The organism is Pengzhenrongella sicca, from assembly GCF_017569225.1.
In the GTDB taxonomy this organism is placed as follows: domain Bacteria; phylum Actinomycetota; class Actinomycetes; order Actinomycetales; family Cellulomonadaceae; genus Pengzhenrongella; species Pengzhenrongella sicca.
Genome location: NZ_CP071868.1, coordinates 658129 through 679504, shown reverse-complemented (window position 1 = coordinate 679504; position 21376 = coordinate 658129). Strand labels below are relative to the sequence as shown.

Here is a 21376-nt window from a genome sequence, read left to right as displayed (position 1 = left end):
CGGTGCGCGACGGGTGGAGTTGCCGGTGCGCTACGGGTGAGGTTGCCGGTGCGCGGCGGGTGGGATGCGCGGGGGTGTGAGATTCTCAGGTATGAGCTTGCAGAGCCCCGAGGCCGGCACCGTGACGATGTACTCGACGACGTGGTGCGGCTACTGCCGCCGGCTCAAGGGCCAGCTCGACTCCGCGGGCATCGGGTACACCGAGGTCAACATCGAGGACTTCCCGGACGCCGCCGAGATGGTCGAGCGCGTCAACGGCGGCAACCAGACCGTCCCGACCCTCGTGTTCCCGGACGGCTCGTCGGCGACCAACCCGTCCCTCGCCGAGGTCCGCGCCCGCCTGAGCTGACGCGCCGGAGGTCCACTCCCCGGGTACGGGGCGGCTTCGAGGTAGTCCTTCCGCGGTGAGATCGTGCTTCGTGAGGGACGATCTCGACCGCGATGGACGATCTCAGCGCCGCAGCCGGGCTGCGTCCCCACCCCTCAGGCGTCCGGCAGCGCGCCGCCGAACCACTCCTCGATGAGCACGCGCGCGATCGACGCCCGCATCGGCAGCAGCACCTCGCCGGCGGCGGCCGCGGCCGCGAGCTCGGCGCGGGTGAACCAGCGCGCGTCGGTGATCTCGACGCCGTCGACCGTGATCGTGCTGGTCAGCGCCTGCGCCCGGAACGCGAGCATGAGCGAGGCCGGGAACGGCCAGGGCTGGCTGCCGCGGTAGGCGACCTCGCCGATCGTGACGCCGACCTCCTCCGCCACCTCGCGCCGCACGGACTGCTCGATCGCCTCGCCGGGCTCGACGAAGCCGGCCAGCGTCGACATCCGGTGCTCGGGCCACTGGGCGGAGTGCCCGAGCAGGAGCCGGTCGTCGGCGTCGACGACGGCCATGATCACCGCCGGGTCCGTGCGCGGGTAGTGCTCGCTGAGGTCGGCGGGGCAGCGCCGCACCCAGCCGGCCTGGATCACGTCGGTCGCGGTGCCGCAGCGCGGGCAGCGCAGGTGGGTCTCGTGCCAGGCCGCGAGCGCGATCGCGGTTGTGGCGAGCCCGGCGTCGCGCCCGCCGAGGAGCGCCCCAACCTGGCGCAGGTGGGAGAACTCCCGGTGCGCGAGCACGTCGGCGCGGGGGTCGACCGGGAAGCCCTCGACGTCCAGGGTCGGCGCGGCGCCGGCGGCGAGCACGAGCGCGAGGTACGACGTCGCGGCGTCGGCCCCGAGGAACAGCCACCGGTCGGCGGGCGCGAGCGGGCCGACGTCGCCCGGCGTGAGCAGGTCGAGCGCGAGCCGGTCGTGCGCGGGCAGGTCGTGCGCGGGCAGGTCGTGCGCGGGCAGGTCGTCCGTGAGCGCAGGGCCCTGGCTGGTCGTGGCGACGAGCCCGCCGTGCACGAGGACGATCCGGGTCGCGGCGTCGGCCAGCAGGGTCGCGACGAGGTCCGGCTGGGAGCGCCGCTCGGCAGCGCGGTCGACGGTCGCTCGGGCAAGGGGCAGGTCGGTCCAGTCCACGCGCCCACGGTACGCGGACGTCAGACACGCCCGGCCCGGGCCGACCATCCGCCGCCGGTGGCGTTTACTCTGGCGTGGTGTCTCGTTCACCTCTCGCGCTCGCCGCCCTCGCAACCGTCGCGATCCCGGGCTTCGACGCCTGTGATGTCAGGCAGCCGGCGCACCCCAACGCGGACTTCGACGTCGCCGTCGTGATCGACGCCGCGCGCAAGCGCTGGGTCGTCCGCGCGCCCGTGCGGCCCGCCGCCGGCGCGGCGCTCGAGGCGGAGATCGCGCTGCTCGAGGCCATCGGCGTGCACGTCGACACCAACCACCTGCCGTTCGCCGTGCCGCGGCCCGCCGGCTTCGCGCACCTGCCCGAGGGGGGCCGCGCCGTCGTGCATGCCCAGCTCGTCGGGCGTCCGCTGCGCCTCGAGGCGCTCGAGCCGGGCCCGGGCCTGGCCGCATCGCTCGGGCGCGCCCTCGCGGCCGTGCACCAGCTGCCCGTCGAGCTCATCGAGGGCGTCGGGCTGCCCACCTACGACGCCGCCACGTACCGCGAGCGCCGGCTCGCCGAGGTCGACGAGGCCGCGCGAACCGGCAAGGTTCCCCCGACGCTGCTGCGCCGCTGGGAGGCCCAGCTCGAGGACGTCGCGATGTGGCGGTTCCAGCCGACGGTCGTGCACGGCGACCTCACGGCCGAGCACGTGCTGACCGACGGGACGACGATCACGGGCCTGCTGGGCTGGGGCGACGCCAAGGTCGCCGACCCCGCGGACGACCTCGCGTGGCTGCTCGTGGCCGCGCCGCAGGACGCCGTCGAGTCGATCATGGAGGCCTACCAGCTGGGCCGGACCGAGCTGACCGACACGCACCTGACCGACCGCGCGCTGCTCGCGGGCGAGCTCGCGCTAGCCCGCTGGCTGCTGTATGGCGTGCGCTCGGGCGACACCGAGATCATCGCCGACGCCGTCCTCATGCTCACCGAGCTCGACGAGCACACCGCGGCGCTCGCCGCGGACGAGGCCTCGACCGCCTGACCTGAGTGAACGGCACTAATGCTGCACCGGTATGTGCGACGGTGCTCGGCTGCCCGCGCCGGTGAGGTCATCGCACCGCACCAACTGCGTGCCGACCCGCTCGAGCTGGCACGCGTGGCGCTGCACGATGTGCCGGTCCGGGAACCCGCCGTCGTCGGGCTTGGCGCTCGCCGACGACGCCGTCGCTCCGGCGACGAGCGCGACGCTCGCCACCAGACACAGCACTCGTCCGCCCGCTCGTTTCCTGGTCACGTCAGCCTCCAGTGAGTCGTCCGGGAGATAGGAGGTCCCCGGGGATTTCGTTGCTCCGAGCGTCCCGCCCGGCTTCGGGGCGCACCTGACCGGAAATGCCTGCCGCCTGGGGGTGGCAGCGCCTAGTCAGATCTGACTACCGCGCTGGTCTCGTCGCGGCCGCGGCCGGCGGCTACGGTCGGTTCCATGCCGACCTGGAGGCATCGACCACTGCCCGCGCACTGGCAGGGCGGGCAGCATCCCGCGTTCGTGGGGCGGCGGGACGAGCGGGGCGCGCTCGACCGGGCGTGGGCACGCGCCGCCGACGGCGCCCGGCAGGTCGTCCTCGTCGGCGGGGAGCCGGGCGCCGGCAAGTCGCGCCTGGTCGCCGACGCCGCGGCACGGTTCCACGAGTTCGGCGCGGCAGTCCTCGTGGGCAGCTGCGCCGCCGAGTTCGGTGCCCCGTACGAGCCGCTCGTCGATCCGCTCTCGATCTTGGCCGCCGAGGTGGACTCCGGCGGGCTCGTCGTCGCCGGCGCAGACCGAACCGACACCGCCCGGCGCCTGGGCCTGCTGATCAGCGCTGCCGGCAGCCTGCCCGGACGCGACTACGAGCGGGAGGTCTACGACACTGCGGCCCAGACCGTCGTGGCCGCGTGCGCCGACGGCCCCGTCGTGCTCGCCCTCGACGACCTGCACTGGGCGGGCGCCGCCTCGCTCCGGCTGTTCAGCCACCTAGTGCAGCGCACCCCGGACGTACCGCTCCTCGTGCTCGCGACCCACCGGAGCACCCCGCCGGACCGCTCCGACCTGCTCGTGGGCGCGATCTCGCGGCTCAGTCGCCTAGACGGCGTCGAGCGCGTCAGCCTCGGCGCCCTCAACGTGGACGACGTCGCGGAGTACCTCCGGCTCGAGTCGGGCGCCGCGGGCCACGGGTCCACGGCGGCCGCGCGGGTACTGCACGCGCAGTCCGGCGGGAACCCGTTCTTCCTCCGCGAGCTCTGGCGGGACCTCGCGACGCGCGGCGGGGTGCGCGCCCTCGGCGCGGCGGGGCTGCGCGCACCCGACTCGATCCGCGAGATGGTCGAGTCCCGCCTGGCCGGCGTCGCGGCGGAGCAGCGCCACGTCCTGGACGTGGCCGCCGTGGTCGGCGAGAACGTCGAGATCGCGCTGCTGCTCGCCGTCGTCGACGCCGCCCCGGACCGGATCCTGGCGGGCCTCGACACGGCGGTAGCCCTCGGGCTGCTCGAGTCGGTTCCGCGGTCCGCCGGCCTCCTACGGTTCCCGCACGCACTCGCGCGGCAGGCGGTGCTCGACCTGATGGCGCCCTCGCTCGTGGTCCGCACGCACGAGCGCGTCGCCCGGGTGCTCGAGGCGCAGGTCGGCACACCGTTGCGCGTGCAGCGGCTGGCCCACCACTACGCGAGCTGCACGGCGCTGGGGTACGTGGACCAGGCGGTCCGCTACCTCAGCGAGGCCGCCCGGCAAGCCGACCGGGCCCTCGCGCACAGCGAGGCCGCGCAGCTGTTCGAGCGGGCGGCCGCGGTGGCCACCGGCCAGGTCGAGGCCGACGACCTCCGCCTGACGGCCGCCCGCAGCTTCCTGCTCAACGGCGACTACACCCGCGCCCGGGAGCTCAACGAACACGTCGCCGCATCCGGCAGCGATCGCCAGCGCCTCCGGGCCGCGGTCGGATACGAGGCCGCGAGCTTTCGCACCGGCGAATGGGCCTTCGTCGCGGCGGAGCTGTTAAGCCGGGGGCTGCGGGAGGTCGAGCACGACCCGGCCGACCCGCTCTATGTCCAGGCCCTGGCCAGCCTAGGGCGAGCCCTCGGCTACACCGGGGCGCACGAGGAGGCGAGCGCCGTCGGCACCCGCGCGGTCGGGCTCGCTCGCGCGCTCGGCGACGACGGCGTGCTCGCGGACGCGCTCCAGGCGTGCCTGCAGCACCCGCTGCACCCCACCGCCTCGGCCTTGGGCGTGCACCCGGACCTGGACCTCGCGCACGAGCTCCGCCTCGTCGCCGAGCGGACCGGTGACCTTCACCACCTAGGCCCCTCGGCGTACCACCGGGCCACGATGTCGTACGTCCTCGGTGATGCTGCAGGCCTGGCCGCGGCCCGCGCGGACCTGCTGCGCACCGCCCACACCACCGGTGACGAGTACTGGACGCTGCTGAGCGACTGCGCGACCCACGCCCGGCAGTTCATGGCCGGCGAGTTTGCGGCGGCGGAGGCCACCAGCACGCTGCTGCTGGAGCGCGGCGCGCTGCTCGACCTGAGCAACACCGACGGGCCGTACGGCGTGCAGATGTACATGCTCCGCCGTGAGACCGGCGGGCTCGAGCAGATCCGTCCCCTAGTCACCGGCGACGAGATCGCCGCGCAGCGGTGGGGACCGGGGCTGCTCTCCCTCTACACCGAGCTCGGGCTGACCGCGGCCGCCGCCACCCTGCTGGGCAAGCTCCTGAGCGAGGACCTGAGCGTGTACCGCGCCTCCGCCGACTGGACCGGCGTGCTCGCGTTTCTCGTTGAAGCGGCTCTGGCGCTCAAGGACGCGGCTGCCGCCGACCAGCTGCGCCCGCACCTGGTCGAGTACGCGGGATTCAACCTCCTGAACGGCCCGTTCGTGGCGGTGTTCGGAAGCGCGGACCGCTACCTCGGCGCGGTGGACTCCCTGCTCGGCCGGGACCGGCCCGACGACTGGTTCGCGTCCGCCCTTGAGATGGACACCCGGATGCAGGCCCCGGTGCACCAGGCGCAGACGCTCGCGGAGTGGGCGGCGCACCTGCATCGGACCGGCAGCGACCCCGCGCTCGAGCGCCGGCTGACCCGCGACGCCGCGGCGCTGTGCGAGCGCCTTGGCCTGACCCGGACCCGCGCGATCCTGCCGGCTGAGGTTGGCCGTGCCGGGACCACCGCCGGAACCGCGGCCGCACCGGGTCGGGCGGAGGCGCCGCGCCCGGCCGGCCTCAGCGCGCGCGAACTGGAGGTGCTCGGGCTCGTTGCGCAGGGTTTCAGCAATCGGCAGATCGCCCGCAGCCTCTTCATCGCGGAGAACACGGCCGCCAACCATGTCCGCAGCATCCTGCAGAAGACCGGGGCGGCGAACCGGACCCAGGCAGCGCGGTACGCCGCGACGGCGGGTCTGGTTGGCTGACGGCGAGCGGCTGCCGGCGGTCCGTCAGATCGGCGACAGCACGCCCTCGGGCGAGATGCGGCCGGTGACCTCGACGATCACGTCGGCGGGCAGGCCCGCCAAGACAGCGGCGCGCCGGATCGCGTCCGCCGAGACGGCCTCGTAGAGGCAGTACGTCCGGCGCTTGTCGAGCGACAGAAACGAGTAGAGCCACCGCACGCCCGCGGCATCGTTGAGCGGCCGGAGCCGCGCGGCGACCTCCGGGCTGATCTCGAGTTGATCGACGTAGTTCCGCTCGATGATGTAGGTGGGCATCGGTTCCCCTCAACTCGTTGGGGAATCACGCTACTCGCGCGACGCCGCAATGCCCAGCACCGTCCGTCTGCTCTCCAGGCGTCCGGCCCTCAAGCCGTCAGCCCGACCAGCAGCTCCTCGATCTCCCCCGCCCCGAGCAGCCGCGCGGGCGTGACGGTCTCCCCCGACGCGACGTAGCAGAAGGCCGCGTCCACACGCTCGAGCGGGAGCCCCGACCAGCGCGACCAGGCGAGCCGGTAGACCGCGAGCTGGATCTCGCGGGTGCGCGCCGCGGCGGCGTCGGCAGGCGGGCGCCCCGTCTTCCAGTCCACGACGACGACGCCGCCGCCCGGGGTCGGGAACACCGCGTCGATCCGGCAGCGCAGCACGTACCCCGCGACGGGCGTCTCGATGTCGACCTCGACCGCGACCGGCGTGCGCGCCGCCCACGACGACGCGAGGAAACCGGCGCGCAGGTCGGCGAGCGGGCCGCTCGCGGCGTCCGCGTCGTCGTCGGCGCCCGGGAGCGTCTCGACGTCGAGCAGCGACGCGGAGTCGAAGTACCGCTCGACCCACGCGTGGAAGGCGGTGCCTCGCCGGGCGGCCGAGGTCGGCTCGAGCGGGACGGGTCGGCGCAGGCCGTGTGCGAACGCCTGCGGGTCGGCCGCGAGCCGCACCACCGACGACGCCGACAGGTGCGCCGGGAGCGCGACCTCGAGGTCCGGGGTGGCCACGCGGGCGCGCTCGGCGAGCAGCAGCCGGGCCGTGCGGGTCAGGTCCGACGGCACGGGCGCCGGCTGCCCCGCGAGCTCGGCGGCGCGTTCGGCCTCGACGGCGGCGGCCGCCGCCTGGACGTGCGCGCGCCGCGGCCCGGCCCCGAACGGGTCGGTGGGCCAGGCCGCGGTCCGGGCCGACGCCGTGCGCGGGTTCGGCGCGCCGGACTCCGGGGCGTCCGCCCAGCCGTCGGTCGCGACCAGCCCGGCGTCGACCAGCTCCGCGAGGAACAGCGACGCCGGCTGCGGGGTCTTGCGGTCGCGCCACCACGAGCCGGTCAGCAGCAGCGCGTGCCGGGCGCGGGTGAGCGCGACGTACGCGAGCCGCCGCTCCTCGGCGACCTCGTGCGCGCCGATGTCGCGGCGCAGCTGCTCGCGGCACCGCTCGAGGTCCTTCTGGTCGACGGCGGCCGCGACATCCAGCGCCGGCAGGTCGGCCGCGTCGCCGCGCAGCGCGTAGGGCAGCACCCCGAGTCCGGTGAGCCAGCCGCTCGCCTTCGGCCCGCCGGGCGCGGCGGTCGAGGTCATGGGCAGCACGCCGTCGGTGAGCCCGGGCACCGCGACGACGTCCCACTCGAGGCCCTTGGCCGCGTGCACCGTGATGAGCTGGACGGCGTCCGGGTCGGGCTCCGTGACGGGCCGGTCGAGGCCGCGCTCCTCGTTGGCCGCGGCGTCGATCCAGGCCAGGAACGCGCCGAGCGTCGGCAGGTCCGCGCCCGCCGAGAACTGGACCGCGACGTCCCGGAACGCGTCGAGCTGCGCGCGGGCCCGGCCGGGGCTCACCCCGGGCCGGGAGGCGACCTCGATGTCGAGGCCGAGCAGCCGCTCCGCCTCCCCGACGAGCTCGGGCAGGGACAGGTAGGTGTGCGAGCGGAGGGTGCGCAGCAGGTCCGCGAGGTCCCGCAGCCGCTCGTGGGCGGCGTCGGTGAGCTCGCGCCCGGTCCGGCTCCGCCAGCCGCGGCGGGGCAGGTCGTCGAGCGCGTCGACGATGCTGCGCTCGTCGACGACGTCGCCCTCGAGCACGACGTCGTCGCGCTCCTGCACCTCGCTGTCCGCGAGCGCCGTCGCCTGGCGCGGCCGCGGCGGGCCGCCGCGCGTGTCCGCGAGCTCGGTCGCCCAGGCCGCGAGGGCGTGCAGGTCGGCGATCCCGAGCCGGGTCCGCGCGCCGGTCAGCAGCCGGACGAGCGCGTCGCCGCGGGACGGGTCGTGCGCGACCAGGAGCGTCGCGACGAGGTCCAGCACCTCGGGCGTCTGCAGCAGCCCGCCGAGCCCGACGACCTCGACCGGCAGCCCCGCGGCGCGTAGCGCCGACTCGAGGGCGTCGAACTGGGACCGCTTGCGGCACAGCACCGCCGCGGTCACCCGCGTCGACGCGGCCACTCGCGCCGGCCCGCGGCCCGCGGGCCGCCACCGGTCGGCGATGAAGCGCGCGACGGCGTCGGCCTCCTCCTCGACGGTCGACGCATACCGCGCCTGGACCTCGCCCGGGCCGGCCCCGGGGTGCGCCTCAAGCCGCGGGACCCGCACGAGGCCCGCCGACCCGTCGGTGCGCGTGCGCAGCGGCCCGGCGACGAGGTTGGCGGCGGCGAGGATCGCGCGGTCGTTGCGCCACGAGGTGGACAGGTACCGCACGGGCGCGGGCTGGGCCGCGCCGGCGGCGTCGAGCACCGGGAACCGCTCCGGGAACCGCGCGAGCCCGCCCGCGCTCGCGCCCCGCCAGCCGTAGATCGACTGGTGCGGGTCCCCGACGGCGGTGACGGGGTGGCCCGCGCCGAACAGCGCGGACAGCAGCTCGAGCTGCGCATGCGAGGTGTCCTGGTACTCGTCGAGCAGCACGACGGTGAACCGTGCCCGCTCGCTCACCCGGACCGCCTCGACCTCGCGGGCCAGCCGCGCGGCGATCTCGACCTGGTCGCCGAAGTCCATCACGTCGTCGGCGCGCTTGCGCCGGCGGTACTCCACCACGAGGTCGAGCACGCGGCGCCGCTCGGCGAGCGACCCCAGCAGCTTGGCCGTCGCCGCGTACGGCCCGACCTTGCCCGGCGTCGCGGGGACGTTCGCCAGCTCCTCGAGCAGGTCCTCGATCTGGTCGCCGGCCTCGGCGGGGTCGAGCAGGTGCTCGGCGAGCGCGCCGGACAGCGCGAGCACGGCCTGCACGACGGTCGACGTCGCGGCGTCCGTGTCGAGGTCCTGCGCCCAGGTCTCGACCACGTCGGTCGCGAGCTGCCACTGCCCGGCGTCGCCGATGAGGCGCGCGGCGGGCTCGAGCCCGAGCCGCAGCGCGTGGTCGGTCACCAGCGACGCGGCGTAGGAGTTGTAGGTCGCGACCGTCGGGCGCGCGAGGTCCAGCCCGGCGCGGCCACCGGCGGCGTACCCGGCGAGCACGCCGGAGCTCGCGAGGTGCGGGGCGAGCCGCCGCAGCCGGCGGCGGACCCGGTCGCCGAGCTCGCCCGCGGCCTTGCGCGTGAACGTCAGGCCGAGCACCTGCTCGGGCGCGACCAGGCCGTTTGCGATCAGCCAGACGACGCGCGCGGCCATCGTCTCGGTCTTGCCGGACCCGGCCCCGGCGACTACGAGCATCGGCTCGAGCGGCGCCTCGATGATCTCGACCTGGTCGGGGGTGGGGGCGTCCCGGCCGAGGAGGTCGGCGATCCGGCGCGCGGACAGGGTCATTCGACCACCTGCCGGCCCTCGACGTGCGCGGGGCAGCTCGTGCGCACCGGGCACATCGAGCACAGGTCGTTCACGCACGCGGTGAACGCCGACGCGGCCATCGTGGTCGCGACACCGTCGATCATCGTGCGCGCCCACGACGGCTCGTCGGCGCTGTCGGGGCCGAGCGCGCCCTGGGCCCGCACCGTGGGGCCCTTGCCGATGTCGGAGACGAACACGAGCTGCGCGCCCGCGCTGCGGGTGCCGGGCGCGAGGCCGTCGAACGCGCCGCCGTCGACGGCGAGCTGGTAGGCACCGAGCTGCGGGTTCTCGACCGTGTCGGCCGCGCTGGGCGCGCGCTTGCCGGTCTTGAGGTCGACGATCTGCACCGCGTCCGCGCCGACGCGCTCGACCCGGTCGACCACGCCGCGCAGCAGCGCCCGGTCGAGCTCGAGGCTGAACGGCGCCTCGCGCAGGAGCACCTCGCCCGCGCCCTTGAGGTACTCGGCGAGCCGGCGGACCATCCGGTCGGCGCGGCGGCGCTCGGCGACGGCGGGCCAGCCGTCGCGCAGGCCGAGCTCGGGCCAGCGCCGGTCGAGCTCGCTCAGGAGCTCGCCCTCGGTCCCGTCCGGCAGGTGCTCGGCGATCGAGTGCACGAGGGTGCCGAGGGTCTGGCTCGTGCCGTCCGCGGCCGTGCCGCCGGCCGACTCCAGCGCCCAGCGCAGCGCGCAGGTCGAGACGGTCTCGGCCTTCGACGGGGAGACCGGGACCTTCTCGTCCGCCGACCACAGCGGGGTGTCGCTCGAGACGTCGGCCAGGCCGTACCACTCACGCGGGTCGGCGCCGGGCACGTCGGCGCGTGCGAGGTCGGCCAACAACCGGGCGGCGCCACGGTCAGGGGCGCCGTCGGTCGGCGTCACGCTCTCCTCGAGCTGCGACCGCAGCGCGCCGACCAGCCCGCGCAGGTCCATCGGCGCGGGGGCGGTCACCAGGCGCGGGTCGACGTCCTCGTCCTCGGCGGCGGCGTCGTCATCGCCCGCAGCGTTGTCGCCCGCGATGCCATCCCCGGCGGCGGCCTCGGGCCGCTGCACGAGGTCGACGAACGCAGACGGCTGCTCGTCGGCGTCCGCGACCGCGGTGACGAGCAGCGCTGAGGTCGCCCGAGAGGTCGCGAGCGCAAACGAACGCAGCTCGTCCGCGAGCACCGCGGCGCGCGCCTGCGGCCCCGCGCCCGCCGCGGCCCGCGCCGGCTCGCCCGTGCCCGTCCCCGCGGCCTCGGGCGTCCGGCCGGCGACCAGCTCGACCAGCGCGGCCGCGCCCAGCAGCGAGTCCCGCAGCCGCAGGTCGGGCCAGGTGCCCTCCTGGACCCCGACGACGACCACGAGCTCCCACTCCCGACCGGCCGCGCCCGCGGGCGTCAGGACGGCGACGCGGTCGCGGCCGGCGGCCCGCGCGGCGAGGCTGTCCGAGGGCAGGTCCTGCGACTGCAGGTAGTCCACGAACGCGCGAGCAGACGCCTGGGGCTGGCGGTCCACGAACGTCTCGGCCGCCCGGAACAGCGCGAGCACGGCGTCGAGGTCACGGTCGGCGCGCGCCCCGGCCGCGCCGCCCGCGAGCGCGGACCGGCTCCACCCGGGCGCGAGCTCGGCCGTGGACCACAGCGCCCACAGCACCGTCTGGGCGTTCGCGCCCGGCCCGGCCGCCGCCGCGCGGCCGGCCGCGAGCACCCGCGCGAGCCGGTGCGGGCCGCGGCGGACCGCGGGCGGGAGCGAGGCGGTGCGGGCGGGGTCGCCGAGCAGCTCGACCAGCAGCGCGTCGCTCGATCGGCCGCCGCCGCCCGCGAGCTCCTCCGCGCGCAGCGCGCGCCGCAGCCGCCGCAGCGCGACCGCGTCCATCCCGCCGAGGGCCGACGCGAGCAGCCCGACGGCGGCCTCGGGGTCGAGAGCGTCGCGCTGGCTCGCGTCGCGCTGCGGCGCGTCACCCTGGCGTAAGTCACTCTGCAGCCCGTCGCCCTGGAGCGCGCAGCGCAGGGCCAGCAGCAGCGGGCGCACGGCCGGCTCGTCCCGCAGCGGCAGGTCGCTCGCGCCCGCGGCGACCGGGACCGAGGCGGCGGCGAGCGAGCGCCGCATCGCGGACACCTGGCCGCCGGACCGGGCGATCACCGCCATCTCGTCCCAGCCGATGCCACGCTCCAGATGGGCCGAGCGCAGGGCGTGCGCGACGTACGCGGCCTCCTGCGCGGCCGTCGGCAGCAGCGCGACCCGCACCGGCGCCGACTCGCGCGCACCGGCCGCCGGCGCGTCCGTACCGGCCGCCAGCGCGCCCACGTCCGACGCCGGAGCCTCGCCCGGACGCGCCACCGCGCGCCGGTGCCGGACCGCGCCGACCGAGCCGATCTCCTGCGTCACCGCGGCCGTCACCGCGCGCAGCTCGGCGCCCTGGCGCCAGGCCGTGCCCAGCACGAGCTGCTCCGCGCCCAACTCGCCGAGCCCGCCGCCGGCGACGGTCGCACGGCCGACGAGGGTCGGCGCCGCGCCGCGGAACGCCTGGACCGCGACGTCCGGGTCGGCGAACAGGACGAGGCGTGCGCCGTCGTCGGCCAGGACCCGCAGCAGGCGCGCCGTCGCCGCCGTGCTCTCCTGGTGGTCGTCGACCACGACGAGGCGCCAGCGCGGCCGGGGGCTGCCGGGCACCTCGCGCTCCCAGTCGGCCAGCACCTCGGCCGCCTCGTCGACGACGACGGCCGGGTCGAAGCGGGCGCCGGAGTCCGGGGTCACCTGGCGCAGCACGGTCACGTCGAGGTACTCGCGGTACAGCCGCCCCGCGGCCACCCACTCAGGCCGCCCTGCGCGCTCGCCGAGCGCGGCGAGGTCGGCCGGAGTGAGGCCGCGCTCGGCCGCCCGCATCAGCAGGTCGCGGAGCTCGTCGCGGAACGCCCGGACCGCCAGCACCGCGGCGGGGACCGACGGCGGCCAGTCGAGCCGCACCCCGTCGCCCGCTGCGTGCCCCGCGAGCAGCTCGGCGAGCAGCAGGTCCTGCTCCGGGCCCGAGATGAGCGTCGGGGCCGGCTCGCCGAGCTGGGCGGCGCGCCGCGTGAGGACGGCGAATGCGGCCGCGGCGGCGGTGCGGACCATCGGCTGCCCCGAGGTGCGGGGCAGCCGCGCCGCGAGCCCGTCGCGCAGGTCGGCCGCCGCCCGTCGCGTCGCGGCGAGCACCAGGACGTCGTCGGGGGCGAGCCCGAGGGTCTCGCTCGCGGTCGCGACGGCCTCGAGCAGCGTGGTGGTCTTGCCCGTGCCCGGGGCGCCGAGCACGAGCAGCGCGCCGGTCCCGCCCGGCGTCGCGACCTCGTCGACGACGGCTTGCTGGCTCGCGTCGAGGACGACGCCGCCGCGCGAGCCACCGCCCGAGCCCGCCCGCCCCGTCCGGTCGCCGCGCGCCGGCGGCGCGAGCCGCAGCTGGGCAGCGGCGGTAGGGCTCGGGCGGGTCACGGCATGAATCCCACCACGCGCCACCGACAAACCCCGCCGCGGCCGGTCGCACCCCCGTCACGTGGTCGTGACATCGCGTGGCTACCATCGGCCCATGGCGACCCCGGAAGTCGAGCGCATCCGCGGCCGGCGCATGCCCAGGGACGCCCGGCGCGCGCAGGTGCTCGCCGTCGCCCAGGAGCTGTTCTCGCTCGAGGGCTTCCACCACGTCTCGATGGACGACATCGCCGACCGGGCCGAGGTCTCCAAGCCCGTCCTGTACCGGCACTTCCCGTCCAAGCTCGACCTGTACCTCGCGGTGATCGACGCGCGCGGGGCGGAGCTGCTCGGCGCCGTCGAGCTCGCGCTCGGCCCGGTCGTGCACGGACCGGTCCGGCCCGGCGACGGCCGCGCGGTGGTGCACGCGATCGTGCGGACGTACTTCGAGTTCGTCGAGGGCGCCGGCCAGTCGTCCAGCCTCCTGTTCGAGTCGGACGTGACGCACGACGCCGCGGTCCGGGCCCGCGTCGAGCTCGCCGGGTCCGAGGCCGCCCGGGGCATCGCCCGCGTCCTCGCCGAGTTCACCGGCCTGCCGGCCCCGCAGACGGCACTGCTGGCGGCCACCCTCATCGGGATGGCCGAGAGCGGGGCGACGAGCCGGCTGCGCTCGGAGACCGGGCTCACGGTGGAGGAGGCGGCCGACCTCATCGCCCGGCTCGCCTGGGGCGGCGTCGCGGGCCTGGTGCGGGCCGACTACGACTACGACGCGACGCTCTGAGGCCCCGGGGGCCGCGCGTCGGCGCGCGTTACGCCCCTGGCAGAGTGGGCCGATCCGGCGCGGTGCGGCCCGTTCGGCCAGATTAGGATGACGGCGAGCCTGCGGACTGCGGGCCGGATCGCGTGAGCAAGGCGGCGCGAACCGGGCCGCTCTCCGGTGAAGTCGGCCGGGACGCTGGGACGAACCGAGGGAGAGAAGTGACCGTGGAGATCACGATCGGCGTGCAGAACCTGCCCCGCGAGCTGGTGCTCGAGTCCGACCAGACCGCAGACGAGATCGCTGCGCTCGTCGCGGCCGCGCTCGCGGGCACCACCACCCTGGAGCTCAAGGACAGCCGCGGTCGGCGGATCTTCGTCCCCACCGCGTCCATCGGGTACGTGGAGATCGGCTCCGAGGAGCAGCGCAAGGTCGGCTTCGGCACGATCTGACGCACCAGCTCGACCCAGCACTCCAGCCGCCCGGCCGCCCCGCGACCGGGCGGCTGCGCTGTGCCTGGCTACGAGCTGAGGCTGAGCCGCGCCATCCGGTGCGTGTGCTCGGCCGTGAGCTGGCCGAACAGATGCGCGGCCGCGGGCGCCGCGGCGTCGTCCTCGGCGGCGGAGGCCGCCTGCGCGAGGGGGCCGTCGGGCTCGCCCGCGCCGCCGGAGACGAGGCGGGCCAGGCCGGGCTGGCCCTGCACGAGGCACTGCACGACGCCGAGCGCCTCGCCGACCAGGCGCCGGCCCCACAGCGCCAGGCGCGCGCGGAGCACCGGGTCGTCTGCGCCGGCGGCCGCGAGCTCGGCCACGACGAGGTCGGCGTGGCTCGTTCCGTCGAGCACCTCGTTGACGAGCGAGGAGGTCGCGTCGTCGAGACCCGCGGCGGCCGCCTTGCAGAAGTCGTCCGCGACGCCATACCCGACGTACGCCTTGAGCAGGCGCTCCCACCAGTTGCTCGACGGCGTCCGGGCGTCGAAGTCGTCCATCACGTGCGCGAAGCGCGCGACCTCCGTCTGCGGCGAGCCGCCGAGCTCGGTGATCCGGGCGAAGATGCGCTCGAGCCGCGCGACCGCGCCGGCGGAGAACCGCGCCAGGCGCAGGGTCTGGTCGAGGTTCGGCGCGAGCGCCGAGTCCTCGGCGAGCCGCGTGAACGCGACGAGCTCGAGCTGTCCGACCAATCCGAGGAGCGTGAGCTCGTCCGATCGATCGACGGCGAGCATGGACGACGTCGTCACAGCAGTCATCCAGTAAGCCTAACCCCGGGTCGGTGGCGGGTCCGATACCATAGGGGCGTACATCGGTTGCCCGGTCGTCTCGACCGCATCGCCCAGCGGCTCGCTTGAGCCTGCCGAGGCAGTGAATATTCACGTCCGGCTGCCGGCCAACCCTCAGTGATGAGGCCCGCTCCCCGAACCGGCGGCGTCCGCTCCGGACAGCCGCCCCGGGGCAGCGCGCGGCCTCTTCTCTGGCGAGCACGTGAGGCATCGACGATGACCACGACCGAGATCCAGCCCGAGAGCGCAGCGTCCAGCAGCGTCCAGGCCACCAACCCGTCCTTCGCGGACTTCGACATCCGCCCCGAGATCGTCGCGGCCCTCGCCGACGTGGGCATCACGCACCCGTTCGCGATCCAGGCGATGACCCTTCCCGTCGCGCTCGCCGGCCACGACATCATCGGCCAGGCCAAGACCGGAACCGGCAAGACCCTCGGCTTCGGCGTCCCGCTGCTGCACCGCGTCGTCTCGCCCGGCGAGGCCGGCTACGACGAGCTGCCGGCCCCCGGCAAGCCGCAGGCGCTCGTCGTCCTGCCGACCCGCGAGCTCGCGGTCCAGGTCGCGCGCGACCTCGCCACCGCCTCCACCAAGCGCAGCGTCCGCGTGCTCGCCGTCTACGGCGGCCGCGCGTACGAGCCGCAGGTCAACGCCCTCAACGCCGGCGTCGAGGTCGTCGTCGGCACCCCCGGGCGCATGATCGACCTGCTCAACCAGGGCCTGCTCGACCTGTCGCGCGTCCAGTGCGTCGTGCTCGACGAGGCCGACGAGATGCTCGACCTCGGCTTCCTGCCCGACGTCGAGCGCCTGCTCGCGAGCACCCCGGCCTCGCGCCACACGATGCTGTTCTCCGCGACCATGCCGGGCGCCGTCGTCGCCATGGCCCGCCGGTACATGACGCAGCCGACGCACATCCGCGCGAACGACCCCGACGACGCCGGCGCGACCGTCAAGAACACCAAGCAGGTCGTGTACCGCGCCCACGCGATGGACAAGGTCGAGGTGCTCGCCCGGATCCTGCAGGCGCGCGGCCGCGGCCTCACGATCGTCTTCGCCCGCACCAAGCGGACCTGCGCGAAGGTCGCCGACGAGCTCGTCGCCCGCGGCTTCGCGGCCGGCGCGATCCACGGCGACCTCGGCCAGGGCGCCCGCGAGCAGGCGCTGCGCGCGTTCCGCAACGGCAAGGTCGACGTGCTCGTCGCGACCGACGTCGCCGCGCGCGGCATCGACGTCGAGGACGTCACGCACGTCATCAACTACCAGTGCACCGAGGACGACAAGATCTACCTGCACCGCACCGGTCGCACGGGGCGCGCGGGCAAGAAGGGCACCGCCGTCACGTTCGTCGACTGGGACGACATGCCGCGCTGGGGAATGATCAACAAGGCCCTCGGCCTCGGGATCCCGGTCCCGGTGGAGACGTACTCGAGCTCCGAGCACCTGTACACCGACCTCGACATCCCGGTCGGCACCAAGGGCACGCTGCCCAAGGCCGAGCGCGTGCGCGCCGGGCTCGGCGCGGAGGTGCTCGAGGACCTCGGCGAGACCGGCAAGAAGCACGGCAGCAGCGGCGGGCACGACGCCGGGCACGGCGGCTCGGGCGGGCGCGACTCCGGCCGCGGCGGGCACGGTCGCTCCGGCGGTCGGCCCGAGCGCGGCGAGCGGTCCGACCGGTCCGACCGGTCCGACCGCGGCGAGCGGACGGGCGAGGCCCACACGGCCCGGCCCGAGCGCACCGCCGAGCCGAAGGCCAGCGGCCGCGGCGAGCGGACCGGCGAGGCCCGCGCCGAGGGCGCCCGCACGCGCACGCGGCGCGGCGACGCGACGTCCGACGCCACGCGCAACCAGTCCGCGACCGCCGGCGCCTCGAACGCAGCGCCGACGGTGACCGCTCCGGCGAGCTCCGCGCCGACCGGCGACGACGCGGGCGAGCGCCCCCGCCGCCGTCGCAACCGCCGCACGCGCAGCGCCGCCGACACCACGCCGGCGGCGGCCCCGCAGCAGTAGCCGCCCCGCAGGAGTAGCAGGAGGCGCCGCCGCGAGTCGGCGCTCGCAGCACGCACCGGGTCCGGCCGCTGCGCACACCCTCACGGTGCGCGCGGCGGCCGGACCTTTGTCTGCGTGCACGTGTGGTGGGTCTGTGCACAGGGCGGGTTGCGGGGTGGGGTGCGTGTGGGTGGTCCGTCCTAGTCTGTACACATGTTCGAAGCGAGCGATGACGAGGTGACCGGGGTCCCGGCGGGGGCCGGGCTGGCGGTCGCGGGCGCCTCATCGGTCTCGGTGGATGTGGCGTTCGGGGTGTTGCTTGGGCGGGTGTTCGCGGAGGCGGGAGCGGCGTTGGCGCAGGCCGCGGCGGCGGGGTCCTGCATAGCGGGGCCGATCGATCAAATCGCGTTGTCCGCCGCGTTGATGGAACAGGCGCCCGGCTCGCCGCTGGTGGACCTGCTCGAGGGTCTGTGCCCGGGGGATGTGCATGATGCGGTGTTGATCGAGGCGATCGCCGCCTGGGAACGCGTCACCTCACTCGCCGCGGCGCGGCAGGGCGAGATGATCGCCGAGCTGGCCCGCCGCCGGGACGCGCAGCGGTTGGGTGAGTTCGTGGGTGATGAGGTCGCGTCGGTGCTGGTGATGTCCCGGTCGGTGGCGGAGGCAAAGGTCAGCCTCGGCACCTCGCTGCAGGCGTGGCCCGCGGTGAATGAGGCGTTGGCGGCCGGGGTGATCGATCACCGCAAGGCCACCGCCCTGGTCGACGGCGTCGAGCACCTCGACGACGACGCGGCCGCCGCCGTCCTGGACAAGGTGCTGCCGGTCGCGGCGGGGTTGACGGTGCCGGCGTTGAAGGCGCGCCTGCGCAAGGTCGAGCTGACCGTGAACCCGGCCGCCGTGGCCGAACGCCACGCCCGCGACGCCGCGGACAGGTATGTGCGGGTCGCGCCGGCGCCGGGGGTGATGGCGTGGTTGACCGCATACCTACCCGCCAAGGACGCGATGACCGTGTTCACCGCGATCGACGCGATCGCCGCGTCCGCGGACCCCGCCGACCCACGCGGTGTGGCGGCGCGGCGCGCGGACGCCCTGACCGACCTCTGCACCGACATCCTCGACAACGGCATCGCCCCCACCACCGCGCTGCCGGGCGGAAGCTTGAAGACGGAGCAGGGGCGTCGACCGCACCTGCAGGTCGTCGCCGCGGCCACGACGTTGTTGGGGTTGGATGAGGTGCCCGGGGAGCTGGCCGGGTACGGGCCGATCCCGGCGGATCTGGTGCGGGCGATCGCGGCGGACGCGACGTGGCGGCGGATCTTCACCGACCCCGCCACCGGGTGCGTGACCGGGATCGGGCCGCGCGGGTACCGGCCCGGCGCCGACCTGACCGGCACCGTCCTGGCCCGGGACACAACGTGCACGTTCGTGGGGTGCCGGATGCCGGCGTGGCGGTGCGACCTGGACCACCGCGACCCCTACGACCACGACCACCCCGACCTTGGCGGGCAGACCTGCGCGGAGAACGTCCACTCGCTGTGTCGTCACCATCACCGGGCCAAGACCTACGGCGGCTGGCACCCCGACCTCGACACCGCCACCGGCGACACGTGGTGGACCTCACCGACCAAGCACCGCTACAAGCGACCAGCCACCGACGTCAACCCCGACCCGCCGCCACCCGACCGGCCCTGGTTGCACACACCCCAGCCCGACGACCCACCCTTCTGAGCCGGGGCCTCCCACCGAACGATCTAGACGCCTACGACCGGCGAACCCTTGGAATGAGTCGTCTAGCGGCTGGTCTCGTCCGCGCCGTCGGCGATCACGATGTTGCGGCCGGCGGCCTTGGCGGCGTACAGGCGCTCGTCCGCGAGGCGCAGCAACGCCGAGCTGCGCTGCCCGTCGCCGGGCGCCGAAACCACGCCGATGCTCGCCGTCACGGCGAGGCCGGCAGCGATCGGCGCCCAGTCGCGGTCGGCGATCTCGCGCCGCGGCGCCTCGAAGCACGTGCGCGCGGCGGCGCGATCGGTGCCCGGCAGGATGACGAGAAACTCCTCGCCGCCGATCCGCGCCGCGACGCCGCCGCGGACCGCGTCGGCACACCGGCTGAGCAGCTCGCCGAGCTCGCGGAGCACGTCGTCGCCGACCTCGTGCGAGAACCGGTCGTTGACCCGCTTGAAGTGGTCGAGGTCGATCATCGCGATGGCGAGCTCCGGCCCGCCGTCCCGCAGGCGCATCAGCGCGAGGCTGAGCTGCGCGTCGACATACCGGCGGTTGTAGAGCCCCGTGAGCGGGTCCTGCTCGGCGAGCACGCGGTACCGCTCTCCCGGCGAGCGTCGGTCGCCTGGAACATGACCTCGAGCATCCGGCCCCGCGCGTCGTTCGCGCTGGTGCCGAGCACCTCGAACTGGCGGTGGTACTCCCGGTACGCCTCGAAGGCGCCGCGGTAGTCGCCGGTCGCCGCACAGATCTCGGCCTGCTCGCGCGAGACCTCCGCCGCCCACCGCGGCAACCCGTACCGCTCGCACAGCACGCGGCACTGGTCGATGGCCCGCTGCGCGCGGTCGGCCCGGCCCAGCGCCCGGTAGACCTCGGCGAGGGTGACCAGGCACATCGCGGAGCCGTCCGGGTTCTCGTCGGCGGCGGGCTCGAGCCGCGCGCTCAGGTCGGGGTCGCCGGTTGCGTCCACGACCTCCCTATCGTCGACCGTGGGCACGGCGTGAGAAGAACGGAGGGTGAGCGGCCCCTCGCGGCGCCGGCAGCCGGAACGGCTACGGCGTCTCGATGAAGGCGCGGATCGCGTCGGCCACCAGCTGCACGGCGATCGCGGCGAGCAGCAGGCCGGCGATCCGCGTGAACAGGATCGTGCCGGAGTCGCGCAGCACGCGGCGGATCACGTTCGAGAAGCGCATCGCGAGCCAGAGTGCGATGTGCACGCCGACGACCGCGAGCGAGATCGAGACCCAGTCGGCGGTCGACTTGTCCGAGCTCTGCACCGCGACCATGATCGCGACGATCGCGCCCGGCCCGGCCAGCAGGGGTGTGCCGAGCGGCACCATCGCGACGTTGACGCCCGTGTTGCCCGACGGCACCGGCTCCTCGGACTTGCCGGTGAGCAGCTCCATCGCGATCAGGAGCAGGAGTAGGCCGCCCGAGGCCTGCAGCGCCGCCATCGAGATGTGCATGTAGGTGAGCAGCTGCTGGCCGAAGATCGCGAACGACAGGATGACCCCGAACGCCACGAGGATCGCCTGCCGCGCGGCCCGGTTGCGCTGCTTGGCCGTCATCGCGCTCGTCAGGCCGAGGAAGATCGGGACGATCCCGGGCGGGTCCATGATCACGAAGAGCGTGATGAAGACCTCGGAGAACAGTCGAGCGTCGAACACCCCGCTCATGGCCGGACCACCGCCGTCCGGCCCTGCTCCTCGATCGCGTCGAACACCGCACGGTCTGTCACGTTCTCACCCAGTCGATTCGGTTTGCCGGCCCCGTGGTAGTCGCTCGAGCCGGTCGCCAGGAGCCCGAGGCGATCCGCGAGCGCGGTCAGCCGGGCGACCTGCTCCGGCGAATGGTCGCGATGGTGCACCTCGAGGCCCGCGAGACCGGCGTCGGCCATCGCCTCGATCGTCGCGTCGGAGACGACGCGGCCGCGCTCGAGCGCGCCCGGGTGCGCGAACACCGGCACCCCGCCAGCGGCCCGGACGGCGCCGATGGCGGCGAGCACGTCGGGCGCGTAGTGCGGCACGTAGTACTTCGAGCGGGGCACGAGCATCGTCGCGAACGCGGCGGTCCGGTCGGCGACGACGCCGCGCGCGACGAGCGCGTCCGCGATGTGCGGGCGCCCGATCGTCGTGTCGGGCAGGGTCTGCGCGACGACGTCGGCCCAGGTCAGCCCGAAGTCCGGCCCGAGCAGCTCGACCATCGTCCGGGCGCGGTCCAGGCGCGCGGAGCGCGTGCGCGTCAGCTCGACCAGCAGCGCGGGGTGTGCCGGGTCCTGCAGGTAGCTGAGCAGGTGGACGCTGATGCCGCGGGCGCGCGCGGACACCTCGGTCCCGCGGACCACCGTGACGCCGGTCTCGGCCGCCGCGAGGGCGGCCTCGGCCCAGCCGGCCGTCGTGTCGTGGTCGGTGAGGGCGACGACCCCGAGCCCGGCCGCGGCCGCGGCGGCGACGACGGCCGCGGGTGCGTCCGTCCCGTCGGAGGCGCGCGAGTGGGTATGGAGGTCTATCAGCACTGGCTAAGGGTAGGCGCTGGCCGGCCATCGGCCGCGCGGGTGGCCGGTGGGAGACTGG

17 protein-coding genes are annotated in these 21376 nt (G+C 75.3%); 7 read left to right on the top strand and 10 right to left on the bottom strand.

The features are described 5' to 3' along the window. Positions 1-91 precede the first annotated feature (91 nt). Positions 92-349 (top strand): mycoredoxin, encoded by a 258-nt coding sequence (locus tag J4E96_RS03080; RefSeq protein ID WP_227424332.1) that lies wholly within the window; start codon positions 92-94, stop codon positions 347-349. 134 nt (positions 350-483) lie between these two features. Here the strand turns inward: J4E96_RS03080 and nudC are convergent, their stop codons facing one another. Further along, positions 484-1497, bottom strand: a complete 1014-nt coding sequence (gene nudC / locus J4E96_RS03075; protein ID WP_227424331.1) for an NAD(+) diphosphatase — start codon at positions 1495-1497, stop codon at positions 484-486. A gap of 77 nt (positions 1498-1574) precedes the next feature. Here nudC and J4E96_RS03070 point away from each other — a divergent pair, with 77 nt between their 5' ends. Next, positions 1575-2516 (top strand): macrolide 2'-phosphotransferase, encoded by a 942-nt coding sequence (locus tag J4E96_RS03070; protein WP_227424330.1) that lies wholly within the window; start codon positions 1575-1577, stop codon positions 2514-2516. A gap of 15 nt (positions 2517-2531) precedes the next feature. Here the strand turns inward: J4E96_RS03070 and J4E96_RS03065 are convergent, their stop codons facing one another. After that, positions 2532-2768 (bottom strand): hypothetical protein, encoded by a 237-nt coding sequence (locus tag J4E96_RS03065; RefSeq protein WP_227424329.1) that lies wholly within the window; start codon positions 2766-2768, stop codon positions 2532-2534. Between the two features lie 186 nt (positions 2769-2954). Between J4E96_RS03065 and J4E96_RS20305 the strand changes: the two genes are divergently transcribed. After that, positions 2955-5906 (top strand): helix-turn-helix transcriptional regulator, encoded by a 2952-nt coding sequence (locus tag J4E96_RS20305; protein WP_319637730.1) that lies wholly within the window; start codon positions 2955-2957, stop codon positions 5904-5906. A gap of 24 nt (positions 5907-5930) precedes the next feature. Here J4E96_RS20305 and J4E96_RS03050 read toward each other — a convergent pair whose 3' ends face one another. The 3 genes from J4E96_RS03050 to J4E96_RS03040 all read right to left on the bottom strand — a co-directional run bounded on the left by J4E96_RS03050 (position 5931) and on the right by J4E96_RS03040 (position 13092). Next, positions 5931-6200, bottom strand: a complete 270-nt coding sequence (locus J4E96_RS03050) for a DUF4242 domain-containing protein (RefSeq protein WP_227424328.1) — start codon at positions 6198-6200, stop codon at positions 5931-5933. 89 nt (positions 6201-6289) lie between these two features. After that, positions 6290-9625, bottom strand: a complete 3336-nt coding sequence (locus tag J4E96_RS03045) for an ATP-dependent helicase (protein WP_227424327.1) — start codon at positions 9623-9625, stop codon at positions 6290-6292. Beyond that, positions 9622-13092 (bottom strand): ATP-dependent DNA helicase, encoded by a 3471-nt coding sequence (locus tag J4E96_RS03040; RefSeq protein ID WP_227424326.1) that lies wholly within the window; start codon positions 13090-13092, stop codon positions 9622-9624. The genes J4E96_RS03045 and J4E96_RS03040 overlap by 4 nt, the downstream gene beginning before the upstream one ends. Positions 13093-13186: 94 nt before the next feature. Here J4E96_RS03040 and J4E96_RS03035 point away from each other — a divergent pair, with 94 nt between their 5' ends. After that, a complete protein-coding gene (locus J4E96_RS03035; RefSeq protein ID WP_227424325.1) occupies positions 13187-13849 on the top strand; it encodes a TetR/AcrR family transcriptional regulator in 663 nt (220 codons plus the stop codon). Positions 13850-14052: 203 nt separating this feature from the next. Further along, positions 14053-14277 carry a DUF3107 domain-containing protein gene (locus tag J4E96_RS03030; RefSeq protein ID WP_227424324.1) on the top strand — a complete coding sequence of 75 codons (225 nt, stop codon included), beginning with the start codon at positions 14053-14055 and terminating at the stop codon, positions 14275-14277. A gap of 68 nt (positions 14278-14345) precedes the next feature. Here the strand turns inward: J4E96_RS03030 and J4E96_RS03025 are convergent, their stop codons facing one another. After that, complete coding sequence (locus tag J4E96_RS03025) at positions 14346-15071, bottom strand: ferritin-like fold-containing protein (protein WP_227424323.1); 726 nt, start codon at positions 15069-15071, stop codon at positions 14346-14348. Between the two features lie 246 nt (positions 15072-15317). On the opposite strand from J4E96_RS03025, the gene J4E96_RS03020 reads away from it, so the two are divergent. Beyond that, positions 15318-17105 (top strand): DEAD/DEAH box helicase, encoded by a 1788-nt coding sequence (locus J4E96_RS03020; RefSeq protein WP_227424322.1) that lies wholly within the window; start codon positions 15318-15320, stop codon positions 17103-17105. Between the two features lie 192 nt (positions 17106-17297). Beyond that, entirely contained in the window at positions 17298-18812 is a 1515-nt protein-coding gene (locus J4E96_RS03015) for an HNH endonuclease signature motif containing protein (protein ID WP_227424321.1), read from the top strand. A gap of 62 nt (positions 18813-18874) precedes the next feature. Here J4E96_RS03015 and J4E96_RS03010 read toward each other — a convergent pair whose 3' ends face one another. From J4E96_RS03010 to J4E96_RS02995, 4 genes are read right to left on the bottom strand one after another with little or no spacing between them, the layout of a single operon-like run. Continuing rightward, entirely contained in the window at positions 18875-19396 is a 522-nt protein-coding gene (locus J4E96_RS03010; RefSeq protein WP_227424320.1) for a GGDEF domain-containing protein, read from the bottom strand. Beyond that, complete coding sequence (locus J4E96_RS03005) at positions 19321-19800, bottom strand: tetratricopeptide repeat protein (protein ID WP_227424319.1); 480 nt, start codon at positions 19798-19800, stop codon at positions 19321-19323. The genes J4E96_RS03010 and J4E96_RS03005 overlap by 76 nt, the downstream gene beginning before the upstream one ends. A gap of 55 nt (positions 19801-19855) precedes the next feature. Beyond that, complete coding sequence (locus tag J4E96_RS03000; RefSeq protein WP_227424318.1) at positions 19856-20479, bottom strand: MarC family protein; 624 nt, start codon at positions 20477-20479, stop codon at positions 19856-19858. Further along, a complete protein-coding gene (locus tag J4E96_RS02995; protein ID WP_227424317.1) occupies positions 20476-21318 on the bottom strand; it encodes a PHP domain-containing protein in 843 nt (280 codons plus the stop codon). Before J4E96_RS02995 ends, J4E96_RS03000 begins: the two co-directional genes overlap by 4 nt. Positions 21319-21376: the final 58 nt, after the last annotated feature.

Coding starts and splice junctions, on each gene's coding strand:
- J4E96_RS20305 (WP_319637730.1), top strand. CDS start 2,955: ATGCCGACCTGGAGGCATCGACCACTGCCCGCGCACTGGCAGGGCGGG.
- J4E96_RS03000 (WP_227424318.1), bottom strand. CDS start 20,479: ATGAGCGGGGTGTTCGACGCTCGACTGTTCTCCGAGGTCTTCATCACG.
- J4E96_RS03020 (WP_227424322.1), top strand. CDS start 15,318: ATGACCACGACCGAGATCCAGCCCGAGAGCGCAGCGTCCAGCAGCGTC.
- J4E96_RS03045 (WP_227424327.1), bottom strand. CDS start 9,625: ATGACCCTGTCCGCGCGCCGGATCGCCGACCTCCTCGGCCGGGACGCC.
- J4E96_RS03035 (WP_227424325.1), top strand. CDS start 13,187: ATGGCGACCCCGGAAGTCGAGCGCATCCGCGGCCGGCGCATGCCCAGG.
- J4E96_RS03015 (WP_227424321.1), top strand. CDS start 17,298: ATGTTCGAAGCGAGCGATGACGAGGTGACCGGGGTCCCGGCGGGGGCC.
- J4E96_RS03080 (WP_227424332.1), top strand. CDS start 92: ATGAGCTTGCAGAGCCCCGAGGCCGGCACCGTGACGATGTACTCGACG.
- J4E96_RS03050 (WP_227424328.1), bottom strand. CDS start 6,200: ATGCCCACCTACATCATCGAGCGGAACTACGTCGATCAACTCGAGATC.
- J4E96_RS03025 (WP_227424323.1), bottom strand. CDS start 15,071: ATGACTGCTGTGACGACGTCGTCCATGCTCGCCGTCGATCGATCGGAC.